At 54.5% G+C, this 21,281-nt stretch carries 23 protein-coding genes; 18 read left to right on the top strand and 5 right to left on the bottom strand.

The window, feature by feature from the left end; genetic code table 11:
- The first annotated feature begins 49 nt into the window (after positions 1-49).
- From BUC26_RS23950 to BUC26_RS20335, 3 genes are all read left to right on the top strand, one after another.
- Positions 50-346, top strand: a complete 297-nt coding sequence (locus tag BUC26_RS23950) for a hypothetical protein (protein ID WP_208609850.1) — start codon at positions 50-52, stop codon at positions 344-346.
- A 33-nt stretch (positions 347-379) separates the two neighbouring features.
- Complete coding sequence (locus BUC26_RS20340) at positions 380-1,150, top strand: hypothetical protein (protein ID WP_073379046.1); 771 nt, start codon at positions 380-382, stop codon at positions 1,148-1,150.
- Between the two features lie 101 nt (positions 1,151-1,251).
- Positions 1,252-1,962 carry a ZIP family metal transporter gene (locus BUC26_RS20335; RefSeq protein ID WP_073379045.1) on the top strand — a complete coding sequence of 237 codons (711 nt, stop codon included), beginning with the start codon at positions 1,252-1,254 and terminating at the stop codon, positions 1,960-1,962.
- 91 nt (positions 1,963-2,053) lie between these two features.
- Here BUC26_RS20335 and BUC26_RS20330 read toward each other — a convergent pair whose 3' ends face one another.
- Positions 2,054-2,872, bottom strand: a complete 819-nt coding sequence (locus BUC26_RS20330; protein WP_073379044.1) for a DUF3786 domain-containing protein — start codon at positions 2,870-2,872, stop codon at positions 2,054-2,056.
- 316 nt (positions 2,873-3,188) lie between these two features.
- On the opposite strand from BUC26_RS20330, the gene BUC26_RS20325 reads away from it, so the two are divergent.
- The 14 genes from BUC26_RS20325 to BUC26_RS20260 all read left to right on the top strand — a co-directional run bounded on the left by BUC26_RS20325 (position 3,189) and on the right by BUC26_RS20260 (position 16,392).
- Positions 3,189-3,599: a hypothetical protein gene (locus tag BUC26_RS20325; protein ID WP_073379043.1), complete on the top strand. Its 411-nt coding sequence runs from the start codon at positions 3,189-3,191 to the stop codon at positions 3,597-3,599.
- 69 nt (positions 3,600-3,668) lie between these two features.
- The gene (locus BUC26_RS20320) at positions 3,669-5,513 is read left to right on the top strand and encodes a thioredoxin domain-containing protein (protein ID WP_073379041.1); all 1,845 of its coding nucleotides are present in this window, start codon (positions 3,669-3,671) and stop codon (positions 5,511-5,513) included.
- 267 nt (positions 5,514-5,780) lie between these two features.
- A complete protein-coding gene (locus BUC26_RS20315) occupies positions 5,781-6,824 on the top strand; it encodes a sulfite oxidase (RefSeq protein WP_073379040.1) in 1,044 nt (347 codons plus the stop codon).
- Between the two features lie 289 nt (positions 6,825-7,113).
- A complete protein-coding gene (locus tag BUC26_RS20310; RefSeq protein WP_073379039.1) occupies positions 7,114-7,542 on the top strand; it encodes a C-GCAxxG-C-C family protein in 429 nt (142 codons plus the stop codon).
- 114 nt (positions 7,543-7,656) lie between these two features.
- Complete coding sequence (locus BUC26_RS20305; protein WP_073379038.1) at positions 7,657-8,097, top strand: VOC family protein; 441 nt, start codon at positions 7,657-7,659, stop codon at positions 8,095-8,097.
- 129 nt (positions 8,098-8,226) lie between these two features.
- Complete coding sequence (locus BUC26_RS20300; protein ID WP_073379036.1) at positions 8,227-8,976, top strand: NAD(P)-dependent oxidoreductase; 750 nt, start codon at positions 8,227-8,229, stop codon at positions 8,974-8,976.
- Between the two features lie 45 nt (positions 8,977-9,021).
- Positions 9,022-10,236, top strand: a complete 1,215-nt coding sequence (locus BUC26_RS20295; protein ID WP_143166100.1) for a pyridoxal phosphate-dependent aminotransferase — start codon at positions 9,022-9,024, stop codon at positions 10,234-10,236.
- The gene (locus BUC26_RS20290) at positions 10,233-10,679 is read left to right on the top strand and encodes a RidA family protein (protein WP_073379035.1); all 447 of its coding nucleotides are present in this window, start codon (positions 10,233-10,235) and stop codon (positions 10,677-10,679) included. The genes BUC26_RS20295 and BUC26_RS20290 overlap by 4 nt, the downstream gene beginning before the upstream one ends.
- A gap of 99 nt (positions 10,680-10,778) precedes the next feature.
- Entirely contained in the window at positions 10,779-11,573 is a 795-nt protein-coding gene (locus BUC26_RS20285) for a DODA-type extradiol aromatic ring-opening family dioxygenase (protein WP_073379069.1), read from the top strand.
- 78 nt (positions 11,574-11,651) lie between these two features.
- On the top strand, positions 11,652-12,077 hold the full coding sequence (locus tag BUC26_RS20280; protein ID WP_208609848.1) for a DUF3995 domain-containing protein: 426 nt from the start codon (positions 11,652-11,654) through the stop codon (positions 12,075-12,077).
- Positions 12,078-12,211: 134 nt separating this feature from the next.
- On the top strand, positions 12,212-13,582 hold the full coding sequence (locus tag BUC26_RS20275) for a dihydrolipoyl dehydrogenase family protein (protein ID WP_073379032.1): 1,371 nt from the start codon (positions 12,212-12,214) through the stop codon (positions 13,580-13,582).
- Positions 13,583-13,874: 292 nt separating this feature from the next.
- Positions 13,875-15,056 (top strand): MFS transporter, encoded by a 1,182-nt coding sequence (locus BUC26_RS20270; protein WP_073379031.1) that lies wholly within the window; start codon positions 13,875-13,877, stop codon positions 15,054-15,056.
- A 104-nt stretch (positions 15,057-15,160) separates the two neighbouring features.
- Complete coding sequence (locus tag BUC26_RS20265; RefSeq protein ID WP_073379030.1) at positions 15,161-15,820, top strand: DUF2161 family putative PD-(D/E)XK-type phosphodiesterase; 660 nt, start codon at positions 15,161-15,163, stop codon at positions 15,818-15,820.
- A gap of 110 nt (positions 15,821-15,930) precedes the next feature.
- A complete protein-coding gene (locus tag BUC26_RS20260) occupies positions 15,931-16,392 on the top strand; it encodes an MgtC/SapB family protein (protein ID WP_073379028.1) in 462 nt (153 codons plus the stop codon).
- Positions 16,393-16,459: 67 nt separating this feature from the next.
- Here the strand turns inward: BUC26_RS20260 and BUC26_RS20255 are convergent, their stop codons facing one another.
- Both BUC26_RS20255 and BUC26_RS20250 read right to left on the bottom strand, forming a co-directional pair.
- The gene (locus BUC26_RS20255) at positions 16,460-16,888 is read right to left on the bottom strand and encodes a universal stress protein (RefSeq protein ID WP_073379027.1); all 429 of its coding nucleotides are present in this window, start codon (positions 16,886-16,888) and stop codon (positions 16,460-16,462) included.
- A gap of 297 nt (positions 16,889-17,185) precedes the next feature.
- Positions 17,186-18,067 carry a LysR family transcriptional regulator gene (locus BUC26_RS20250; protein WP_073379068.1) on the bottom strand — a complete coding sequence of 294 codons (882 nt, stop codon included), beginning with the start codon at positions 18,065-18,067 and terminating at the stop codon, positions 17,186-17,188.
- Positions 18,068-18,208: 141 nt separating this feature from the next.
- On the opposite strand from BUC26_RS20250, the gene BUC26_RS20245 reads away from it, so the two are divergent.
- Positions 18,209-19,120: a DMT family transporter gene (locus BUC26_RS20245; protein ID WP_073379026.1), complete on the top strand. Its 912-nt coding sequence runs from the start codon at positions 18,209-18,211 to the stop codon at positions 19,118-19,120.
- 201 nt (positions 19,121-19,321) lie between these two features.
- Here BUC26_RS20245 and BUC26_RS23175 read toward each other — a convergent pair whose 3' ends face one another.
- Positions 19,322-19,636: a hypothetical protein gene (locus BUC26_RS23175; RefSeq protein ID WP_143166099.1), complete on the bottom strand. Its 315-nt coding sequence runs from the start codon at positions 19,634-19,636 to the stop codon at positions 19,322-19,324.
- 234 nt (positions 19,637-19,870) lie between these two features.
- Positions 19,871-21,281, bottom strand: a 1,411-nt coding sequence (locus BUC26_RS20235) for an IS1634 family transposase (RefSeq protein WP_073379023.1), incomplete at its 5' end; no start/stop codon positions are given.

Below are 21,281 nucleotides of genomic sequence, written 5' to 3'. Positions count from 1 at the left end.
GGCGGTAATCTCGTACCCTTCTTTCGCGTGGCTCGCCGGAGATGGATGGTTGGGAGCGATTGTCGTGCAGTTTGTCCTGATGGTGCTGCTGGCTGTTCCGTTGGGAGCCGCACCCGCGATGTTCGTAGAGCTGTTTCCGGCCCGGGACCGTTTGTCCGGCTATTCGGTGGCCTATAACCTGGGGCTGGGGGGTGTCGGCGGTGTCACTCCCATGTGTGCCACCTGGCTGATTAAAGCAAGCGGTATGTTCGCCGCACCGGCAGGGTTGCTGACTGCCGCGGCAGCACTCGCTTGTGTCACCGTTCTATGGATCCGGGATGGCAGCAGGGAGCCGCTGCCCGATTGATGCGTAAACCAAATGATTGGGCCGAGGCCTGCTATGAAGACTATTCAACGGATCAAGATGTTTATCGTCGTCTATATCCTGGCACTGATTGCTCTGGCGATAATCATGATAACTCTGCCCATTTTAATCCAGCAGGGGCTGCCCGTCACAGAGTCATTTGTGATTGAAGAAGAAATCCTCGAGGCTTCACTGATTGCCGTCCTTCTCTGGGTATCGTACTGTATCTTGAGCGGCTTTATTCGTGAGTTAAACCGTTATGCACGTGAATTGGAAAAAACCTCTGTAGAAAGATCCAGACTGCTGTCGCGATTATCAGATTCGTTCAGCTATATCGGGGTCGTCAACGTTGAGTTACAAACGATTCAATCCATCTTTTGCGGCATAGACCGCTACCCGCAAACAAAAAAAGAATTCAAACGGCTCATCAATGATCTGGTTGCCAAGGTCATGACCGTTGCCGGGACCCCAAGGGCGGTCATTCGCTTGATCAGTCGGGACAGCGGTCGCACGATCGCTGAATACTCGAGCGTGCGAGCCAAAAAGAGCCTGCCATCGGTCATCATCGGAAATCGGGAGATCCTCGAAAATCGCCATGTCGAGGGAGTACAGGAGATTCATTCATCTCCCAAGAACCTAGACCTGATCACCGTTTGTCTCGTACCGGCTACCCGGCTGCCAAAAGAAGCGGCAATCTTGGTCACCGCCATCACGAATCAGGTCGAACTGTTTTTTATGCTTCATCGAGCAGGGCTTCCTGATAAGCTGGTTGCCAACGGTCACGCTGATAAACATACTGGTGCGTGACGTGAGTTCCGCGTCACGGATAAACAGTCGATGACGCGAGATCCAGGGACACGGCGACGGCAGCCCGCTCAACCTTGTGTGCGATTAACGAGAGGGGGTCTATGGGAGAAGTGTATGTTGTCATGATGGCGTCCTGGCTGGCGGGGATGGCCGCTTTTGCCGGCGGGGTTGTCGCACGTGTCGAGGGAAGCGCCGATACTGAGGCGAAACGCGAGATTATGCATGGTATTATCGCTTTCGGCGGGGGAATTCTCGTTGCTGCCGTTGCGTTTGCCCTGCTTCCTCATGGCCTCGCTGTTCTCAGCCCCGCCGTCCTTGGTGTTACTTTTTGCGCCGGCGGGATCTTTTTTTGTGTGTTGGATATACTGCTGGATAAGCATGGCGGGGCTAAGGCCCAGTTTGTAGCGATGCTCTCCGATTTTTTCCCGGAGGCGATCGCCCTGGGAGCGGTATTTGGCAGCGATCACAGATTGGGTCTGCTGCTGGCGGGGTTCATCGGTGCTCAGAACCTGCCCGAAGGGTTTAACTCCTACCGAGAGATAACGCGAGCGGGTGTCAGGCCCCGCGCCGCCCTCGCGGTCCTTCTTGGAGCCAGCTTGCTCGGTCCGCTTGCCGCCGTTACCGGTTACTTTTTCCTGCAAGAAAGGGACAGGTTGATAGCAGCCATCATGGTTTTTGCCGGTGGCGGAATCTTGTATCTCATTTTCCAGGATATAGCTCCGCAATCGAAGCTCAGAAGACGCTGGTTGCCGGCTCTGGGAGCAGTCTTGGGGTTTGCCGTTGGATTGCTCGGCAAGAAATTGATCGGGTAGGCAGAACACGCTGACCGGGGTCAGATCTCAACATCTGAGATTTTTCTTTGTTGTGTCAAATGTTGAGAACAAAAACCGTTAATGTGGTGTGCTAATCGCAGAGCAGGTGCCGCAGCCGTTCGCTGAGAAAGACGATCGATTCGATATCGAGGTGCTCGACGATCGTTTCATCGAACAGCAGCTTTGCCTCGGCCTGAAAATCATCTTCCGATGCGGCGTCCCAGAAGATTAGGGCCACCGGTATCCTCGGCAGCGGTCTGAACAGGACCGCGACATCTGCCGCGCCTCTGTTTTCCGGCAGGGGTACGGCGCCAAGCGCCAGCGCCCGTTCTCGCAGTTCTTCCCCTTTGCCGGTGAACCGTTCGGCCAGCGGCTCTTCCACCGCCTGTTTCATGGTGACCGCCTTGGAGACGGTGTTTGGCAGCTCGATGAAGCCTTTCCAGGTTCCTGTCGGCGGCCGGCGGCCGCCCTGGGCGAGGTGGTTGAGGATGAAGACCTGTTCGTACCTGGTCAGGGGACCTCCGTCAACGGCACTGATGTCGGTGCCGACAATCCTGAGATATCTGTTGAAATACGGGGGGAGGAGCGCGGTCTCGCCGTCCGCTTGTTCTAGTTTTCCACCAATTCGTCCGGAAAGATCGGCAACGTCGAGACTGGCGGCTCTGCTTCTTGCCCAATGCAGCGCATCTTCGGCCAGGTCTCTCTTGAGCCATTTCCCTTGTGCGTATTGCTCGGCGAGTTCCTGCTCGCACCGGGCCAGCAGTGCCGGGTCGATATGGGGACACCGGTGCAGCGGGTATTTTTCCGAAACCACCTTGCCGGCAAAAGCGATACAGGTCGGAAAACCGCATTCCCGGCAATTGGTTTTCGCCAGGACATCCCGGTACAGATCGACGACGGACAGGGCCATGGGCTGACGCTCCTTTCCCTGGTGCGGGTTGATCGGGTTGTTTGCCTGAGCATACACCGTTTTCCCGCTGAAAACACGAATTCCACGGTGGTGAATGGGGAACGGCACAAACCTGGCAGAGTGATGCAACGTGTTGTTTTTTCAGGGACAGGTTGGTTGCAGTATGAATGTTGGCCTGTCGGCAGGGTCTTGACGGGGGATTGCCGGATACTTAGGCTGTGGGGACAGGCCTAATGATGGCAAACATATGCGTGCGGTGGCGGGATCGGTGGCAGCATGCCACGATGGGCAGAACAACTTCTCAGGGGAGGTTTGTATGTCTCAAAGAAGTCTCGTCACGGACGCCCGGAAATTTTCGTATGGCTGGCGTATCTGGTTCTGGATCCTGATCCTGGTTAATTTTGCAGGACCCCTGTTTTTTCTTCAGCACCTGCTCGCCTGGTTGGTTCTCGGCAGCTACGTTATAGCAGGTGCGATCATCGTTATGCTGCACCGGAAGCTTGGCTGGGTCCGGCTGTTGGGAGTTGGCCATATCCTGTGGGCCGCATTGCTGCCGCTGCTTCTGTTTCAGGTGGTCATGGACTACCCGGCGGGGTGGTATGGAATATGGCTTGTTTTGGTCATCGTTGTCGATGTGGTCGCTTTTTGTATCGATATCGTTGATGTAACCCGCTATTTCAGGGGAGAGCGGGCCCCCATCGTGCCGTCTGACGAGAACAGCGGGTAGCTACTCTCCGGTCGCCGGGCCCCCCGAAGGGGAGCGTGATGCGCCGCCACATTCTTCTGGAGGACGAGAATGGTGACCAATCGCTTGGTACACGAAAAGAGCCCCTATCTCCTGCAGCACGCTCACAATCCGGTGGATTGGTATCCGTGGGGCGACGAAGCCTTTCGCAAAGCCGAGGAGGAAGACAAGCCGATATTTCTTTCGGTGGGGTACGCGACATGCCACTGGTGCCATGTCATGGAAAAGGAATCGTTCGAAGATGAGGAGGCCGCTCGGCACCTCAACGAGACCTTCGTGTGCATCAAGGTGGACCGGGAAGAGCGCGCCGACATCGACTCTGTCTACATGGCCGCCTGCCAGTTGTTGACAGGCCGGGGCGGATGGCCCCTAACGGTGTTTCTCGGACCGGATAAAAAGCCCTTTTTCGCGGGAACGTACATTCCGAAGACATCCGATATTGGCAGGACCGGTCTTGTCGATATCTGCCGGCAGGTGAAAACGATCTGGGAGAACGACCGCCAACGGCTGATTGCCACGGCCGATGAAATTGCTGGACATGTGGGCACGGCCTTCCAATTCGCCCCTGCCGACGAACAATTGGGCGCCGGGATCCTGGATGCCACCTGCGAGGAGTTGGCAGGCGCCTTCGACGAACGCTATGGCGGTTTCGGTGGCGCCCCGAAGTTTCCGACCCCCCACCGGATGATTTTTCTGTTGAAATATCATCAACGGATGGGTGACGAAAAGGCCCTGCTGATGGTGGAAAAAACGTTGCAGGCCATGCGCCTGGGAGGGATATGGGATCATGTCGGGTTCGGTTTCCACCGCTATTCGACAGACACGTTCTGGTTGTTGCCCCATTTTGAAAAAATGCTCTACGACCAGGCCCTCGTGGCAATGGCCTACCTGGAAGCTTATCGATTGACGAAGAATCCCTTGTACGCGAGCACCGCCGAGGAGATATTCACCTATGTCCTGCGGGATATGACGTCCGAGGCGGGGGGATTTTATACGGCCGAGGACGCCGACAGCGAAGGCGAGGAGGGCAAATTCTACGTGTGGACCGCCCGCGAGTTCAAGGAGCTGCTGGGGGATGAGCAGGGAGACTTGTGGCTGCGCCTGCTGAATATCAGTCCGGATGGAAATTTTGCCGATGAGGCCACGGGGCGCCGTACCGGAGTCAACATTCCGCACCTGACCCGCCCCCTTGCCCGGTGGGCTGAAGATCTCGATATGGAGGAGGCGGAGCTTGCCGAGCAGTGGGAAAAGACTCGGGCAACCCTGTTCCAGGCGCGAAAGCAGAGGGTCCCGCCGTTGAAGGACGACAAGATCCTGACGGATTGGAACGGTCTGATGATCGCCGCCCTGGCGAAGGGTGCCCGTATTCTCGGCAATGATTTGTACGCCGAGGCGTCCCGAAGAGCCGCGTCTTTTATTACCCGACACCTGACGGATGAGTCGGGAGGATTGTTGCACCGTTTCCGCGACAGACAAGCGGGCATCGCGGCGACTGCAAACGACTATGCCTTTTACGTCCACGGCCTGCTGGAGCTGTTTCGGGCGACCGCCGAGCCGGATTTTCTGAGCACAGCCGTGAACGTTCAGGAACAAATGATCGAACGGTTCTGGGACCGGGAACACGGAGGGTTTTATCTGACCGCAGATACTGCCGAAAAGCTTCCGGCACGCCCCAAGGAACTCTATGACGGCGCGACGCCGTCGGCAAATTCCGTCGCCTTTTCGAACCTGCTGCATCTTTCGAGATTGACCGGTGAGGCGAAGTGGCAGGATACAGCCGGGAAGTTGAACCGTCTGTTCGCCGGAACGGTCACGCGAAGCCCCTCGGCTTTCGCCCAGTTCATGATCGGGCTGGAATGTTCCGTGGAACAGCTAGGGACAGATCTCACCATCTGACACAACAAAAAAACAGTATGTATTGTATTTGAAAAAAATGTCATATGGCTATATCTGCCCCTGTTGGTGACCCGGCACGTTGGCAACGGGTACAATTCAAGACGGCTATGCACACGTATCGCTGCACTTCGTGCTGAGCTGCAGTACCAGACGCAGTTTCCGGGAGAGAGGCTGCATCCGGAAAAGAAAAAGCACACTGCCGGACGGTTCGGTTTATAGTGACCGGGCTGGAGAAGGTGGTTTTGTTAAACAAATGGAGCGTGCACCATGAAAGTCAACATGCGAATCATGTCGCCAAAACCGCTCAATGCGGAAACTCCGGTGGCCAATCTGCAATCCTGGATTACCAGCAATGCGGCATTTTTTAAACGCAACCAGGAAGTGATCATGACCGACCCGGTCGCCCTTGAAACGTGGCAACTGTCGATTACGGGGTTGGTGGAAAAAAACCTTGAACTGAGTTTCGACGATATTCTTGCCATTCCCAAAATCGAGGTGGCAAACACCATGGAGTGTTCCGGCAACGGCCGTTCTTTGCTCCAGCAGAAGGCTTCGGGAAACCCGTGGACCATAGGCGGAGTGGGTAATGCCGTCTGGGGTGGGATTTATCTGAGAGACGTGTTGGCTCGGGCCGGCGTTCTCCCCGAAGCGAGACATGTCAGTTTCGAGGGGATGGATAACCCCGATTCGAAAAGCCCCACCAAGTTTATCCGCAGTATCCCGCTGGAAAAAGCTATGGATTCGACCATCCTTGCCTATGAGATGAATGGCGAACCGCTGCCGCTCGAACACGGCTACCCGCTGCGGGCCTTGGCCCTGGGGTGGACGGGCGCCAACTGCGTCAAATGGCTCGGCACAATTACCCTGCTCGATCGACCGGCAACGGGCTTTTTCATGGACAAGGTTTATCGAGTATTTCAAAAGGGGGAAGAGCCGCAATCAGGAGAAGTCGTTACCGCTCTGTCGCTCAAATCGATTATCACTTCACCCGAGCTGGGCGATACGCTTCCCGCCGGCACGGTCGTGATTCGCGGCGCGGCGTTCGCCGGTGAGGGAGAAGTGACGCGGGTCGAGGTGAGTGTCGATAACGGTGCCAGCTGGAATGACGCCCTATTTGTCGGTCCGCATGAACGGTATGCCTGGCGGAGATGGGAATATCCCTGGCAGGCTGCGAAACCGGGAGAATATACGATTATGGCCCGGGCCACGGACGAGCGCGGCACTGTCCAACCACTGACAGCCAGCTGGAATGTCTTGGGGTATGGTAATAATGGCTCCCGGGAACATGGTGTTACCATTACAATCGTCTGAGTGTGGATGATATCGAGAGAGATTTTGGGGGCCGCTGGATTGAGCAAACGGCTCGAATTCGAGCCGTTTGCTGCGCCTCCGACGACAGGGTCCAAAATGGATTAGCCGATTTAAAGTAAATGGGGCAGCGGGGTTGGCGATAGTGCTGCATAGCTGTCAACGAGATCCGATACGCAGCAAGACGCAATGGGACTTTGGGAAAGTGCCATTGCGCCCAATCTCATCGTTGCGCAAGATAATTTTATCCTCGTACTAACATCTTACGAGCTTCTTATAAAAAAGGGGAAGCATGAATCACATAGCGAAAGCGCATGCCAAATTTCTTGACAATTATGCCTGTTCTCAAGCGATTTTTTCAGAATATTGCAAGGATTTCGATATTGATCCGGAGATTGCCTTGTCTGTTTCTGCGGGTTTCGCCGGTGGCATGCGTATGGGAAAGGCCTGTGGGGCCGTTACGGGAGCGATCATGGTGCTCGGTCTCAGATATAGCGGCCGGCAGCCCGAAACACCCGAAGGACGTCAAAAAGTGTATGAAGCAGTAGCGACTTTTACCAAACGATTTTATGAAATCAATGGTTCAATAGACTGCAAGGAGCTCCTCGCTGTTGATATCAGTACATTCGAGGGCATGGAGATGGCGAAGGAGAAAAACTTGTTTCGAACGGTTTGCCCGAAATTCATCACCGATGCTGCTTCACTCCTGGAAGAGATATAGCATGGCAGGTATCTGTATGTTCGCCGGTCTTGCGCGCGCTGTGTCGCCCGTCCTTCCGGTAATTGCCCGGGTACACGGTGTTGGCTTGAACTTCCCCAATGCGGAGCGTCAATCATGAACTTCAAAATGGATCATATTGTTATTAACACGGCAGATATCGCCCGCTCACTCCATTTTTACACGGACATTCTCGGGTTGGCAGGCGAACGGGTCGCGGAGTTCGACAATCACCAGGTGCCGTTTCCCTCTGTTCGGATAACCCAGGACACCATCGTCGATATTTTTCCAAAAAGGCTCTGGGAGAAGACGAGCCCGGAACAGGTGTGCCGCCCGAACCTCAATCATTTCTGTCTTTCAACAAGCGAATCGAACTGGCAGGCGCTCCAGGAAAAACTGAAGGAAAACAACATTCCCATCGATGATGGACCGGTCAAACGCTGGGGCGCTCACGGTACGGGAGTGTCCATCTATTTTCGCGACCCCGATGAAAACGTCATTGAAGTCCGTTACTACGAAAGCGAGGAAGCCGACCGTCCCTGCATGCTCAACTCATAACATGGGCGATGCGGCAAACCGGCAGGCCGGCCAACCGGACGAGAGATGTGCCGGTATTCAGGTGAAAGCCGCATCCGCGTTGCCGGCGGCTGAGATGGACCGGCGGCACCCTGAAGAGAGAGGCACGTCATGACGGTTTTGGTGGTTGGTGCCAGTGGGGCAACCGGGCGGCTGCTCGTGGCGGAACTACTGCGTCGCGGCGAGTCGGTTACAGCGGTCGTCCGGTCGCCCGGTAGTTTGCCCGACAGTCTGATAAACCAGGAGTCGCTTTCTGTTGTCCAGGCACCCATCCTCGAAATCGATCCTGATGAGCTGGCCGAGTACGTCAGTGGGTGCCGGGCGATTGTCTCATGTCTGGGGCACAACCTCACCTTCAAGGGCATGTACGGGTCCCCGCGGATGCTGGTGACTGATGCGACCCGCCGGCTGTGCGAGGCGATCCGGACGTGCCGGCCACGCGACCATGTCAAGTTCGTGCTGATGAATACCGCCGGTAACAGCAACCGTGATCTTGACGAACCGCTCTCGCTCGGCCAGCGCTTCGCGATCGGCCTCATTCGTCTGCTGGTACCGCCGCACCGGGACAACGAACAGGCTGCCGAATACCTGCGGACCAGCGGCAGCGTCAACGGCGAATTCATCGAGTGGGCCGTTGTCCGGCCGGATACGCTCGTCGATGAAGATCGGGCCACCGACTACGAGGTCCACCCATCGCCGACACGCAGCGCTCTTTTCAATGCCGGCAAGACCAGCCGCGTCAATGTCGCGCACTTCATGGCCGAGTTGATTACCCGGGACGACACGTGGCGAACCTGGAAGGAGCGGATGCCGGTGATCTACAACAAAGGCTTTTCCGAACCTGGTCATATGGCAACCTGACCCTCTTGATACTCTCTTTATGCGGTTTAATGATTGGAGAATGTGATGATGACACTTGAAGAAAAATTTAGAGCGCTTGAGACGGAAAACGCCCCCGGCCAGGAGGTTCGACAGGAGGTTGGCGATCTCAATGCCGTTATGCGCGGCGAAAGATATGAAGGAATTCCGGTCGATTTCTCGCATGGTGACGTGGATGCCTTTCCACCGACACCGGGATCGTTTGAGGCCTGGCAGGATGGCTTTGAGAGAGGCGGGCAGCAGGCGTACACCGAGTATCGCGGTTCGGCTCGTATCCGCGAGGGCTTGGTGGAACGTCTTGGCGCGTTTACCGGTCGACCGATTTCAGCCGGCACCGAGTTGATCATAACACCGGGAACGCAAGGCGCGCTGTTTTTGGCGCTCGGTGCGACTGTCGCGTCGGGGACGAAAGTTGCCGTGGTCGAACCAGACTATTTTGCCAACCGCAAACTGGTCAAGTTTTTCGGCGGCGAAATTGTGTCCATCCCTCTGCACTACCAGGGGGCCCCGTCTGAAAACGGTCCGGATCTCGATCGAATTGAAACCGCTTTTAAAAGCGGTACGGGTGTCTTTGTCTTTTCTACCCCGAACAACCCAACCGGTCTGGTCTATTCACCCGGCGCCATATCGACAATTTCAGCGCTCGCGGCGGCACATGGTGTCACGTTGATCGTGGATCAACTCTACTCTCGGCTGCTCTACAGCGGTGAGGTGTATACGCACCTTCGCGCCGGTGACACATTGCCGGAAAATCTCATCACGATCATGGGTCCATCGAAGACCGAGTCCCTCAGTGGGTTCCGTCTTGGAGTCGCATTCGGTACAGCCGGATTGATTGATCGGATGGAGCGTCTTCAAGCGATTGTTTCCCTGCGGGCGGCGGGATACAATCAAGCGGCTCTTGATACGTGGTTCCTCGAACCGTCAGGGTGGATGGAACAACGTGTTCGAGAACACGAAGCGATACGAGATGAGCTGCTGGGAATTTTCCGGGCCGCCGACCTCCCGACAGCAACCCCGCAAGCCGGGAGCTACCTTTTCCCGCAACTGCCGCCGCTTGCTGTCGACCCGCATACCTTTGTCAGACTGCTTCGCCACCAGGCAGGCGTGACGGTAACGCCGGGAGCGGAATTCGGCCCCGGTTCACATGACAGCATCCGGCTCAACTTTTCCCAAGACCACGCAGCGGCGGCCGCGGCCGTAAAGCGGGTCGTGAGCATGGTGGAGGTCTACCGGACATGATCCAGAACAGTGACCAGCCGATTCCACAGGGTACGTATGTGCCTGCGGCACGCCACGCAGACCTGATTTATACGTCGGGCATGACGCCCCGAAAAACCGGCAAACTGTTATATTCCGGTAGGATCAGCGCCAGTGATCCCCCGGAATCCCACCGGGATGCCGTCTGCCTGGCCACGTTCAATGCGTTGCTTGCCGCCCGGGCGTGCCTGCAAGACGGCGAGAAACTGTCGGTCATCCTGCGGCTCACCGTTTTTATCAATGCGGAGCCGGAGTTTACGGCACACTCCAAAATTGCGGATTATGCATCCGAGACCCTGATCGAACACCTGGGACCTGGCAGTATCGGAAGTCGCGCCGCAGTGGGTGTCGCGTCACTCCCGGCGAATGCGCCCGTGGAGATAACGTTGATCGGCAGCGTCGCTTCGCAGGTGAGCAGGGACTAACTGCCGATATGCCTCGGCAGAGGAGTCGCCGTCGGGCGACGGAGGCGATGACTTTCCTCGTCCATTACGGTATCAACAGAATCGTGGAGTCGACTCATGATGAATAGTTATAAAGCGGTCTTTCTCTCCCATGGCGGTGGTCCTCTGCCGCTTCTCGACGATCCGGGGCACCGGGAAATGGTCTCGTGTCTGGAGCAGATCGCCTCCATGATTCCGCACCCGGATGCTCTCGTTGTCGTAAGTGCCCATTGGGAACAGCGTGTTCCGACGATTACCTCAGGGGCGAGGCCGTCGTTGATTTATGACTATTCCGGATTTCCTGCAGAAGCCTACGATATCCGCTACCCGTGTCCCGGGGAGCCAGCCTTGGCTCGAAAGATCCACAATCTGCTGAGCGATTCCTCAATCCGCTCCGAGCTTGATGAACAAAGAGGGTTCGATCATGGTCTTTTCGTTCCTCTTAAAATCATGTATCCGCAGGCCGATATCCCGTGTGTTCAGGTATCTCTGGTCGGCTCGCTCGATCCGCGCGAGCATTACGAGATAGGCCGTGCCCTTGGCTCCTTGCGTCACGACAACGTTTTGCTCATAGGATCCGGTTTCTCCTTTCACAACATGAGGGCATTTTTCCAGCCGGCCTCTCCTGAATCCCGGGAGTTGAATCATGTTTTTGACAGCTGGCTGCAGGACACCTGCTGCAATCCGGACTATTCAGAAAACGAAAGAATGCAAATGCTCTACCGGTGGTCCGATGCCCCGGGGGCGCGCTACTGTCATCCCCGAGAGGAGCATCTGCTTCCCCTCCATGTTTGTTGTGGGGCGGCGCAAGCGGTATGCGCGAAATCTTTTGAACTTGAAATACTGAACAAAAGATCGAGCATGTACCTATGGTGAGCGTACTACCAACAAGCTATACAACTGACACGTAAACGCGCACGCCTGATTGCGGGCGTTGTGTCTCAGGGAGGAATTGTGGAAACACTAGCTGTGATGCTTGCCGTTTCGTTCGTCGGACTGGCCGCACTGCACCTTTATTGGGCGTTCGGAGGAACATTCGGGATGTCAGCCGCTCTCCCGCAGGTGGACGGGGCGCCCCTTTTTACACCCAGGCTGGTGGGAACCGTCGCGCTTGCGTTCCTGTTCGCCGGCTTCGCTCTTATCGCGCTCGTTCTTGGGTTCGGGGCGGGTTCCGCGTCGGTGATTGTTCCCTGTGCGGAGTTTTTTGGCTTCGCTGTGGGAGGTGTGCTGGTTTTGCGAGCGGTGGGAGAGTTCAGATACGTTGGTTTCTTCAAGCGTGTGAAGGGCTCGAAGTTCGCAGTCTATGACACCTGGCTGTTCTCGCCCTTCTGCCTGTTAGCCGGCGGAGCGTTCTTAGCGTTGGCGGTGGGCGGGGCATAACAATGGAAACAAGTTTGATTCTTAGAGGAGGGCGAGGAGTTATTTTGAGAAGTGAAAACCAGCGGACAGAAATCGTAAAAGATGGTGTCCGCTGACGCCCATTTTTTGCCTCAGGCACAAAAGGGAGGAGTGACATGGAACATCCAGATGTCCTGATCATAGGAACCGGAACCGCCGGTCAGAGCTGTGCTGCCGACCTTGTCAAAGCCGGCTATCGCGTCATGATCGTCGAGCATTCCGATCGTCCCGGCGGTGTTTGCGCACTTTCCGGGTGTCAGCCAAAAAAGTGGTTTTACGAGGCAGCCGAGACCGTTGCCCGCAGCCATCATCTGCAGGGCAAGGGAATCACCGTCCCGCCCTCGGTAAGCTGGGAGCAGATATGTGCTGCCAAAAATGAATTCACCGACCAAGTGCCCGGGGATACGGTAAAAAATCTCAAAGAATCGGGGATTGAGTTCCTACAGGGAATGGCTCGTTTTACCGGTCCCGAAACCGTTACGGTAAACAATACCGTCATCAGACCGCGTTACACGGTTGTCGCCACCGGGGCGATCCCGATGTCCTTGCCGTTTGCCGGGAGTAAGTATCTGGCGAGCAGTAGTGAGTTCCTCGATTTAAAAACGTTACCCGGACGACTCGCCCTTGTCGGGGGCGGTTTCATCTCCTTTGAGTTTGCCCATTTTGCCGTGCGACTCGGGATGGAGCCCGGTTCGGTCCATATTATCGAGACGGCGGACCGGCCGCTCGGACCGTTTGACGCCGAGATGGTGGGCTACCTGCTCGAGGCGACTCGGGAAGCGGGGATACAGGTGCATACCAACCACTCGATCACCGGTGTTGAAGAGCGCGAGAGCGGCTATCAAGTCGCCTTCGAGTCGGGGGAGACGATGACGGCCGATATGCTCGTTCACGGTGCCGGACGCATCGCCGATATCTCTGATCTCAACCTCGATACTGTTGGGGTTGCGCATTCACCGCGAGGGATCGAGGTCAACCGCTCCATGGTGAGCACAAACCCCGATATTTATGCAATCGGGGATTGTGCAGCGACGATCCAACTGTCCCGGGTTGCCGACTTTGAGGCCCACATTGCAGCTGAAGCGATTATCGCAAGAGACGCCAATAAAGAGTCGCCGCTCATCAATTATGACACCGTACCGGCGGTACTGTTCACCTATCCGCAACTCGGCATGGTCGGAAAGACCGAGGATGCACTGCGCGAAGAACAAATTCAGTACCGAAAAAGCTCCGGGAGCCATCTGGATTGGCCCACGTATCGCAGAGTCGGCATGCATCACGCCGCCTACAAGATTCTTGTTGACCGGGAAGACAAGATCCTGGGCGCGCATATTCTGTCTGATAATGTGAGCGGTCTGATCGCCATCCTGCGGCAGGCCATGCTGAGCGGGACGCCAATTCCCGAGCTCTATCGGAATAGTATCATGACCCCATATCCTTCCAGAGAGAGTGATCTCATCTACATGCTCAAATCACTTCTGGACTGACCCTTTTCGTAAAAGGTACATTACACCAATGAAACTTTTATATGCCTGCCGAGTGCTTTTGTGCATTTTTTCAGTATAGAGAGGCGGATATCGGAGCACGGACGGGGAACGCGGGGTCACGGAAAGCCGGGTCGATAACGGAGTCGGCCCCCCATTTGTTCCAGTGTCCTGTCATTTTTTTTTCCAGACCCATGCAGGGTCAGAAGATCTAATCACCGATTCTGCCGGCAGAAGGGGCTCGTTCAGGCGGTAACCGGCAGACAATTACCAGGACCTATCATAGCGTAGAAGAATGGGAAGGCAACGAGCTCACGGACACTTCCGGCCGCAAGGCGAACGGCTGGCACTGGTGATGGGACCTGTTATTCTTTTGTCTGTCATCTTTTTTGTCAGTTTTGTTGCCCGGCAGATAACCGGCCCGTCTTTGCCGGCGTTGGAGGCGGAGCTCGGTCTAAGCCACAGTCACAGCGGGTTGTTCATCCTGCTGTCCGGTGTCGGCTTCTGCCTCAGCCAGCTCGGCGCCTCGCTGGTTGCCGCCCGCTGGGGCTACAAGCTCTGCATCCTTCTGTCTATATGGGGGACGGCAGCGGCCTGCGTCCTCATAAGTTTCAGTTACTCTGTCTGGCTTCTCTATCCGCTTTTCCTGGCAATGGGCATGGCCGGCGGCCTTTACGTGCCTTCGGGTATCGCTCTCATCACCTTGCTGGTACGGCCCCAGGACTGGGGCAAGGCCATGGGCATCCACGAACTCGCCCCAAATTTCGCACTCATTTCAGTGCCGTTCGTGGCGACCCTGGCCGTGGTGCTGGGCACCTGGCGCTGGGGATATCAGGGCTGCGGGGCTGCCCTGGCTGTTCTGGGAATGCTGTATCTGTTCTTGGGAAGCGATGTTCAGGCCCGTCCTTCACTTCCCAGTTTCGCCCTCATCCGCGAGGTAGCGTCCCAGCCTTCCTTCTGGCAGCTGAGTATCCTCATCAGCCTGGCAGTTGGGGTCGAAACGGGGGTGTATTCGATGACGCCGCTTTATCTCGTTAGCGAGAGAGGCTTCAGCCTGGCCGAAGCCAACGAGCTGCTGGGACTGTCACGAATACCGGCGGTCTTTCTGGTACTGCTGGCGGGCTGGCTGACCGACCGTCTCAATCCCCCTCTGGCCATCGCCATAGCCCTGGCCGCGACCGGCTCTGCCATCATCGTCCTCGGGCTCGGGCCCGATGCCACCCTGGTGCCGGCCATTTACATCCAGGCCTCGGCGTCGGCCTGTCTTTTCCCGCCCATCCTTTCCATGGCCTCGGCCAATTCCAGCACTGCGAACCGGGCGCTGACACTGTCGCTGTCCATCGCTGTGGCACCGGTTATCGGCGGCGGCATATTACCCGCCGCCATCGCCGTGGCCGGCGACTTATATTCCTTCGGTGTCGGTATCGCGGCAGCGGGATTGTTCACTCTCTCAGGAATTTTCCTGGTGAAACGGTGACCGGTTGTTATGACCTATGAACTTGTCGGGAGAGGGTTCTTTTCCGAGAACAGGGAGCGGGAAATCAGCGCGTCTCTGGTTCCAAACAGTATTGACTCTTGACCATGAAGGAAGTCGATCTCTATCCGCACGTTAAGCGATTTCTCGAATCTCAGGATTATGAGGTCAAGGGTGAGGTCCATGACTGTGATGTCGTGGCGGTGCACACCGGGGGGACGGTGGTTATCGTCGAACTCAAACTGTCTCTCAACCTCGAGGTGGTTCTCCAGGCGGTCGAGCGGCTGTCGTTAACGCCTCTTGTGTATATCTGCATACCGAATAAAAGCAAATTGTTGACCAGGCGGCGCCGACAGATTTTCAAACTGCTCAGGATGCTCGGAGTGGGTTTGCTTGTCGTCAACGGTGAACGTGACGACAGCCTCGTCAGTGTGCTCGTCGATCCCGGTGATTTCCGGCCTCGCCGGTCAAAGCAGCGTCTGGAACGTCTGCTCGGGGAGTTCGTCAAACGGGTGGGTGACCCCAATCGTGGCGGAATGAATAAGCGAACGGGCTTCATGACCGCCTACCGACAAAGAGTTCTCACAATTGCACAGTTTCTCCAGAAAGAAGGGCCGACCAAAGCCGCAATCGTCGCTACGGCGCTTGATGAACCGAAGGCGCGGGAGATGATGTACCGGAACGTATATGGGTGGTTCGACAGGACCTCGGTCGGTGTCTATGAACTCTCCGCTCGGGGAAAACAAGAGGTGGCGCTGTGGCTGTAGTTGCACGAGCCCATCAGCCCATGGGATGAGTCAGTGTTTTGCAGGATAGTGCGATTGTTGGTGGAGAGCGCTATAACTGATGAAAAGAAAACATTTATGAGGTGGTATCTATGGAGAGCCTCTTCACTATTGATTTCGCTCTGGTCGTCAACCATTCGGTCCACCTGTTCGTTGCTTATGTGCTTGCGCTCCCGTTGGGCTGGAACCGGGAACAGAGCGACCGCCATTTCGGGCTGCGAACGTTTCCGCTGGTCGCGGTCGTTACCTGTGGGTTCATGCTCGTCGGGATCTCCGTTATCGACAGCACGGAGGGAGAGGCGCGCATCATTCAAGGCATCATCACCGGCATCGGTTTCATCGGTGGCGGTGCCATCCTGACGGACAAGGATCGGGTCCATGGCACTGCGGCTGCCGCGAGTATCTGGAATACCGGAGCGATCGGCCTGTCGGTCGCGTTCGATCGATTCGAGATCGCGCTTATCCTGTCGCTGCTGAATTTCCTGACCCTGGTGTTTTTCAGGAAGGTCAAAAAAACCATCGACGATGACGGCCCTGATTCAGCTCGAAATTAGCACGCATCTAGTCAGACAGCCAGCCGATACGTGCCGGTAAAACGAGTGGTTCCCGAATGATGAAGTGCTACGGGACGACCATGACCGAGCAGTAAATGGTGTTGAGGACCTTGTGGGTGACGCTGCCGAGAAAGAGCCCCGAGATTTCCGAGTGTCCGTGGGAGCCCATGACGATCAGGTCGAATTCTCCGGATTTGGCAAGTTCGGTCAGCACCGAACCGGGCGCTCCGGCAATGGTCTTTTCGTCGTACTCGACACCGGCGGCTTGGAGCTGCCGGGTGGCATTCGCCAGGGTTTCGGAGGCGATTTTTTCGGCACTCTGTTTCATCTCCCCGATAAGAGTCTCGGGTACTTCGGGGAAATTACCGAGCCACTCGTAACAACTGACGGCGGTGATGCGCGCGCCTGTGAGTTTTGCCAGGTAAGCGGCATGGGTGACCGCATGGTCGGAATGGCTGGAACCGTCGACGGGAAGAAGTATGGATCTGATCTGCATTGCGACCTCCTGTTGTGCTGCGGTGAATTGTTCCGGACCACCTTGAGCGGTGACCACAGTAAAACTATAGGGGCACACGCTGGTGGAGGCAATGAGGAGGGCGGTATATCAAGGGCTGCTGTGGCGAGACAGCTCAGAATCAGTGGCTAGGCGCCGTTTGCGCTGCTGCTGTTGACACACTGTCGTATCGTCGTAACACCAGCATGCAGGAAGAAGGGGAAGCCGCCCAAGCTTAAGGGTAGCCTTACCATCATAGTAGGTATCTCAAATCTAAGATTTATTCTGTTCTGAGAGGTGTTAACTGACAACCGTAGCAGCATTTCTAAAATTCATATATTCCAAAAAACGCTTCGTCGAAAATGAAAGAGATTTTCGTTCCCTCATGGCAATCCCTATTTTTCTGAATGCTGGTTTCTCAAGTTCTTTCGCCAAGATTTTGTATGGAATACGCTGCAATATCAACTCAGGCAAAATACTGATTCCGAGTCCACTTTCAATCATAGACATGATGGCATAGTCATCCCAGGTTGTGAAATGGATATTGGGTGAAACATTGTGCTCCTCCAATATTTCAGAAATCTCCGCTTTTGCCCCTTTCTCCAGCAACATGAAAGGATAATTTGCCAAATCCATGATCGGAAACTTGTCATAATGAGCAAGAGGATGATCACACGGGATTACAACCAACAGACGGTCATTTTCTAAAAAAACAGTTTCGAGTTCTACAGTCGTCGGCAACCGTAAAAATCCGAAATCGACACGACCCTCCAAAACCCAACGTTCAATTTCCGTATAATCACCAAGCAGCAGTTCGAAATCGATCTTAGGATAGTCTTTCTGGAACACCTTGATTATTTTGGGAAGCCAATGTGTTGCCACACTGGAAAACGTGCCGATACGAATCATTCCGGCCTGCATATCATGCAGTTCGTCCACCTTGGCCTTCAATATTGTTTGCTCGTTGCAGATTCGCTGCATCTGTGGCAGCAAAGTCATACCGTCAGAGGTCAGGCTTACGCCGGATCGGCCTCTTTCAAGAAGAGTAATATCCCACTCTACCTCTAAGTCGTTAATCATGCGGCTGATTCCAGACTGCGAGCATTTCAGGGCAACGGCCGCTTTTGTAAAGCTGCCAAATTCGACTGCTTTGATGAATGCCAAATATTTCTGTATGCTCATCGTTTTTCTATCCGTTTTTATCATGTATTCCATGATAATTATGCTGTTTCGTGATCCTGTAGGGGATGATATTGTATTTCGGAAAAAAATAAAACCCGTATACAGATACCCAACCGGCATAAAATATCCCAATAGATTGAGATGAATACACAAAAAGCATATCTCAAATATGCAACGGCTCTGCTACTGTTCGGTTTAAACGGAATCGTTGCAAGCCATATTCATCTGAGCAGTTCCGAAATAGTATTTACGAGGACTCTGATAGGCAGCTTGTTTCTGATCATACTGTTTGCTCTCGGGAAAAAACAAATAACCATTTGGAACAACAGGAAACATCTGTCTTTTCTGGTAATATCCGGAGTTGCAATGGGGGCCAGCTGGCTTTTTCTTTTCGAAGCTTACAGGCAGATCGGGGTCAGCATTGCAACACTTGCTTACTATTGCGGCCCTGTCATCGTCATGGCCGTTTCAATATTTGTCTTTAAGGAAAAAGCAACTACGACCAAACTGTTTGGTTTTCTTGCTGTAATACTCGGAATGCTTTTCTTGAACGGTGAGGGGATATCTCAAGGAAGTGTTTCCCACGGATTGATATATGGCGCAATGTCGGCAATCATGTATGCAATCATGGTGGTTTTTAATAGAAAAGCAGGAAGCATAACCGGACTCGAAAACGCTATGTGGCAGCTGCTCGTCAGTTTTCTGACGGTGGCTGTTTTTGTACTTTTAAAGCAGGGTCTTATGCTTAGCATCCGTGCTGAAAGTTTACCTCCCATATTGATTCTGGGCATTATCAACACGGGTCTTGGTTGCTATCTTTATTTTTCATCAATCGGCGAACTGCCGGTGCAGACAGTGGCAATAAGTGGATATTTAGAACCCCTGTCGGCACTGATTTTTTCCGCCATCCTATTGGGTGAAAATCTTAGCGTCATCCAGGGAATCGGGGCAATGCTGATTTTAGGTGGCGCTGTATCTGGAGAACTGTCCCATCAAAGGCACCATGATGATTCACAATCAGGTAGAAGAGTACTTGCTCAAGCTGAAGATTAGCACGGGCAGTTTTTATATGTTCTAAACAGATAAGGCTCAGGATGTTTCCTGATAAGGCCCGAATGGTCTTCGGCTTGAAGGGGTTTACCTTTTTCCTGTGTCGGTAGCGTTTCGCGCCGGTTTGTCCACGTCATGATGTATAATCCAGTAAGAGCGTTCCGCTCACCCAACCCCAACCACAGGAGGTGCACCATGAACGTTTCAAAGGCAGTCGATTTTCATCTGCAGTACCACAAAGCCAACTCGAAAAAAAAGACGATCAAGACCTGTTAGTACGTGCTCCATCGATTTACTTCGAGATTTGCTCAACGTGACCTCGTCAGCATTTTCTAGGAAGAGGTCCTGGAGTTTCTCCTCTCCTTGACAAAGAACAACAAACAGGCCACAAAACGGAACCGGTACTCGGTTCTGGCATCCTTCTACAATTTCAGCATCAACACCGGCTTTCCTGCCCTGACCAATCCCTGCAACAGCTCCGTCATCAGAAAGATCTTCAAACGCCCACAAGCTATCCAATGGAATATCGTCGGCAAAGAGACGGTGGATGAGATCATCTTCAGGACCACAACCCAGCGGAATCGGCTCATCCTGGAATTGATGGCCAGAGGAGGTATGCGGATCGGCGAAGTTCTGAATCTGACACCGGCAGATAATCAGGAGCGAAGCCTGGCCATCCAGAAACCCAAAAGTGGCAGGACTGGTGAAACGGTTTATGTTTCGCGGAAAATATTGGTAACCTAAATTCCCGGATCATTGTAACGAGGCGGGAGGCCGTACCGCAAACTTTTGATACAATTCCGCCTGCCGTTTTGTTATCTCGCCTACCTGAAGCTGTTTGCCGGGTACGGCAAAGCATTCTATAACATCGAACTCGTCCAGTACTTCTTGGAGCGTATAATCTTTAAACAACTGCTCCTCCTGCATCTTCGCGGTGATGTACGAGAGATAGATCAGTGCAACAAACTGCACGAAGAGTTTCCCATCAAGGCTTTGTTCAGGTGAGACGGCCAGGCGGCGCAGGTTCAACCGCTCTTTGAGATTATCGAACGCTTTTTCCACCAGATCCTTGCGGCGATACGTTTCCAGCGCCTGTATCGGATCCTTGATATCGTTACTCAGAAGCGCAAGGTAGCCGAAATTCCTCTTGGCTTTGGCCAGCTCCTCTTCTTTGGCAGTGACGATTGTTCCACGTACTGGTGTCTGCTTCACCTGGAAGTAACGGTCATAGAGTTTCTCGTGCTCCGCGTGACGTTGATTGGTAAGCAGCTCTTCTTGGAGGTCGGCCAGTCGGTTATTGAACGCTTTTTCATCTTCCAGCGCACGATCGGGCGAGTAATAGAGATGCAGGTGCAACCGGCGATTCTCGTGAATCGTGTCCCCCTTGTAGGGGCGTTCTTCCGTATACACCCAGGTGATTGGCAGGCTATAGGCATAGAGTTGATAGGTTTGACTATAATGTGTCCAGTTGCGCATGGTCTCGCGGACCGGATCGAGATTGGTTTGGACCAGCTTTAATGAGAGCCTGGCACCGATGAGAAACTTCAGGTGGTGACGATAGAGCTCATTGATATTGGCACTACTATAAAACCCTCGGTCAAGAACCACCTTGATCTTCCGATAGCCCAAGGTGTTCATGTCGGCCAACAGCTTGGTCAGCGTCTTGACATCGGGGATGTTGCCGGCCAGTTTCCGGTAATAAAACGGCAACCGTGACTGCTGGTCGAATAATAATGCCAGGTTGATCTGGGCGAGTGGTTCATGGTCTTTGTTGTTCCCATAGCGTACCTGCCTGAGACTTTTGGAGTAGCTGGAAACCGAGGTGCTGTCATAGGCCAGATACTCCTTCTCGACCCGCCGTTGCCCCTGCAACTCGAAAAAGCGCTGTCTTTCTGTTTCAGTAATGCCGGCAAAGAGTTCGCTGCTGCGTTGCGAGGAAATCGGCTCTCCATGCGGGTGCCAATGGGTGGCAGCCCAACGGGGAAAACGACTGAGCGGATTACGATCCTCCAGAATCAGGTAGTAGACGATGGAAAGGATCTGTCGCCAGGTATCGGGGAAGCAGGTCCGCAGATCGTCAGCCACCCCGGTGACGCTGCCGATCCAGTCAAAGAAATAGGTGGCGCCGTAAAAATTACGAGCTGCCGTGGTAATCGGCACCGGC

This window comes from Desulfofustis glycolicus DSM 9705 (assembly GCF_900130015.1).
Classification (GTDB): domain Bacteria; phylum Desulfobacterota; class Desulfobulbia; order Desulfobulbales; family Desulfocapsaceae; genus Desulfofustis; species Desulfofustis glycolicus.
This window is presented reverse-complemented; position numbering and strand designations above follow the sequence as displayed.

Excerpts from the sequence above, each read along its gene's own strand:
- BUC26_RS20340 (WP_073379046.1), top strand. The coding sequence starts at position 380 with ATGAAGACTATTCAACGGATCAAGATGTTTATCGTCGTCTATATCCTG.
- BUC26_RS20335 (WP_073379045.1), top strand. The coding sequence starts at position 1,252 with ATGGGAGAAGTGTATGTTGTCATGATGGCGTCCTGGCTGGCGGGGATG.
- BUC26_RS20330 (WP_073379044.1), bottom strand. The coding sequence starts at position 2,872 with ATGGCCCTGTCCGTCGTCGATCTGTACCGGGATGTCCTGGCGAAAACC.
- BUC26_RS20325 (WP_073379043.1), top strand. The coding sequence starts at position 3,189 with ATGTCTCAAAGAAGTCTCGTCACGGACGCCCGGAAATTTTCGTATGGC.
- BUC26_RS20320 (WP_073379041.1), top strand. The coding sequence starts at position 3,669 with ATGGTGACCAATCGCTTGGTACACGAAAAGAGCCCCTATCTCCTGCAG.
- BUC26_RS20315 (WP_073379040.1), top strand. The coding sequence starts at position 5,781 with ATGAAAGTCAACATGCGAATCATGTCGCCAAAACCGCTCAATGCGGAA.
- BUC26_RS20310 (WP_073379039.1), top strand. The coding sequence starts at position 7,114 with ATGAATCACATAGCGAAAGCGCATGCCAAATTTCTTGACAATTATGCC.
- BUC26_RS20305 (WP_073379038.1), top strand. The coding sequence starts at position 7,657 with ATGAACTTCAAAATGGATCATATTGTTATTAACACGGCAGATATCGCC.
- BUC26_RS20300 (WP_073379036.1), top strand. The coding sequence starts at position 8,227 with ATGACGGTTTTGGTGGTTGGTGCCAGTGGGGCAACCGGGCGGCTGCTC.
- BUC26_RS20295 (WP_143166100.1), top strand. The coding sequence starts at position 9,022 with ATGATGACACTTGAAGAAAAATTTAGAGCGCTTGAGACGGAAAACGCC.
- BUC26_RS20290 (WP_073379035.1), top strand. The coding sequence starts at position 10,233 with ATGATCCAGAACAGTGACCAGCCGATTCCACAGGGTACGTATGTGCCT.
- BUC26_RS20285 (WP_073379069.1), top strand. The coding sequence starts at position 10,779 with ATGAATAGTTATAAAGCGGTCTTTCTCTCCCATGGCGGTGGTCCTCTG.
- BUC26_RS20275 (WP_073379032.1), top strand. The coding sequence starts at position 12,212 with ATGGAACATCCAGATGTCCTGATCATAGGAACCGGAACCGCCGGTCAG.
- BUC26_RS20270 (WP_073379031.1), top strand. The coding sequence starts at position 13,875 with ATGGGAAGGCAACGAGCTCACGGACACTTCCGGCCGCAAGGCGAACGG.
- BUC26_RS20265 (WP_073379030.1), top strand. The coding sequence starts at position 15,161 with ATGAAGGAAGTCGATCTCTATCCGCACGTTAAGCGATTTCTCGAATCT.
- BUC26_RS20260 (WP_073379028.1), top strand. The coding sequence starts at position 15,931 with ATGGAGAGCCTCTTCACTATTGATTTCGCTCTGGTCGTCAACCATTCG.
- BUC26_RS20255 (WP_073379027.1), bottom strand. The coding sequence starts at position 16,888 with ATGCAGATCAGATCCATACTTCTTCCCGTCGACGGTTCCAGCCATTCC.
- BUC26_RS20250 (WP_073379068.1), bottom strand. The coding sequence starts at position 18,067 with ATGAGCATACAGAAATATTTGGCATTCATCAAAGCAGTCGAATTTGGC.
- BUC26_RS20245 (WP_073379026.1), top strand. The coding sequence starts at position 18,209 with ATGAATACACAAAAAGCATATCTCAAATATGCAACGGCTCTGCTACTG.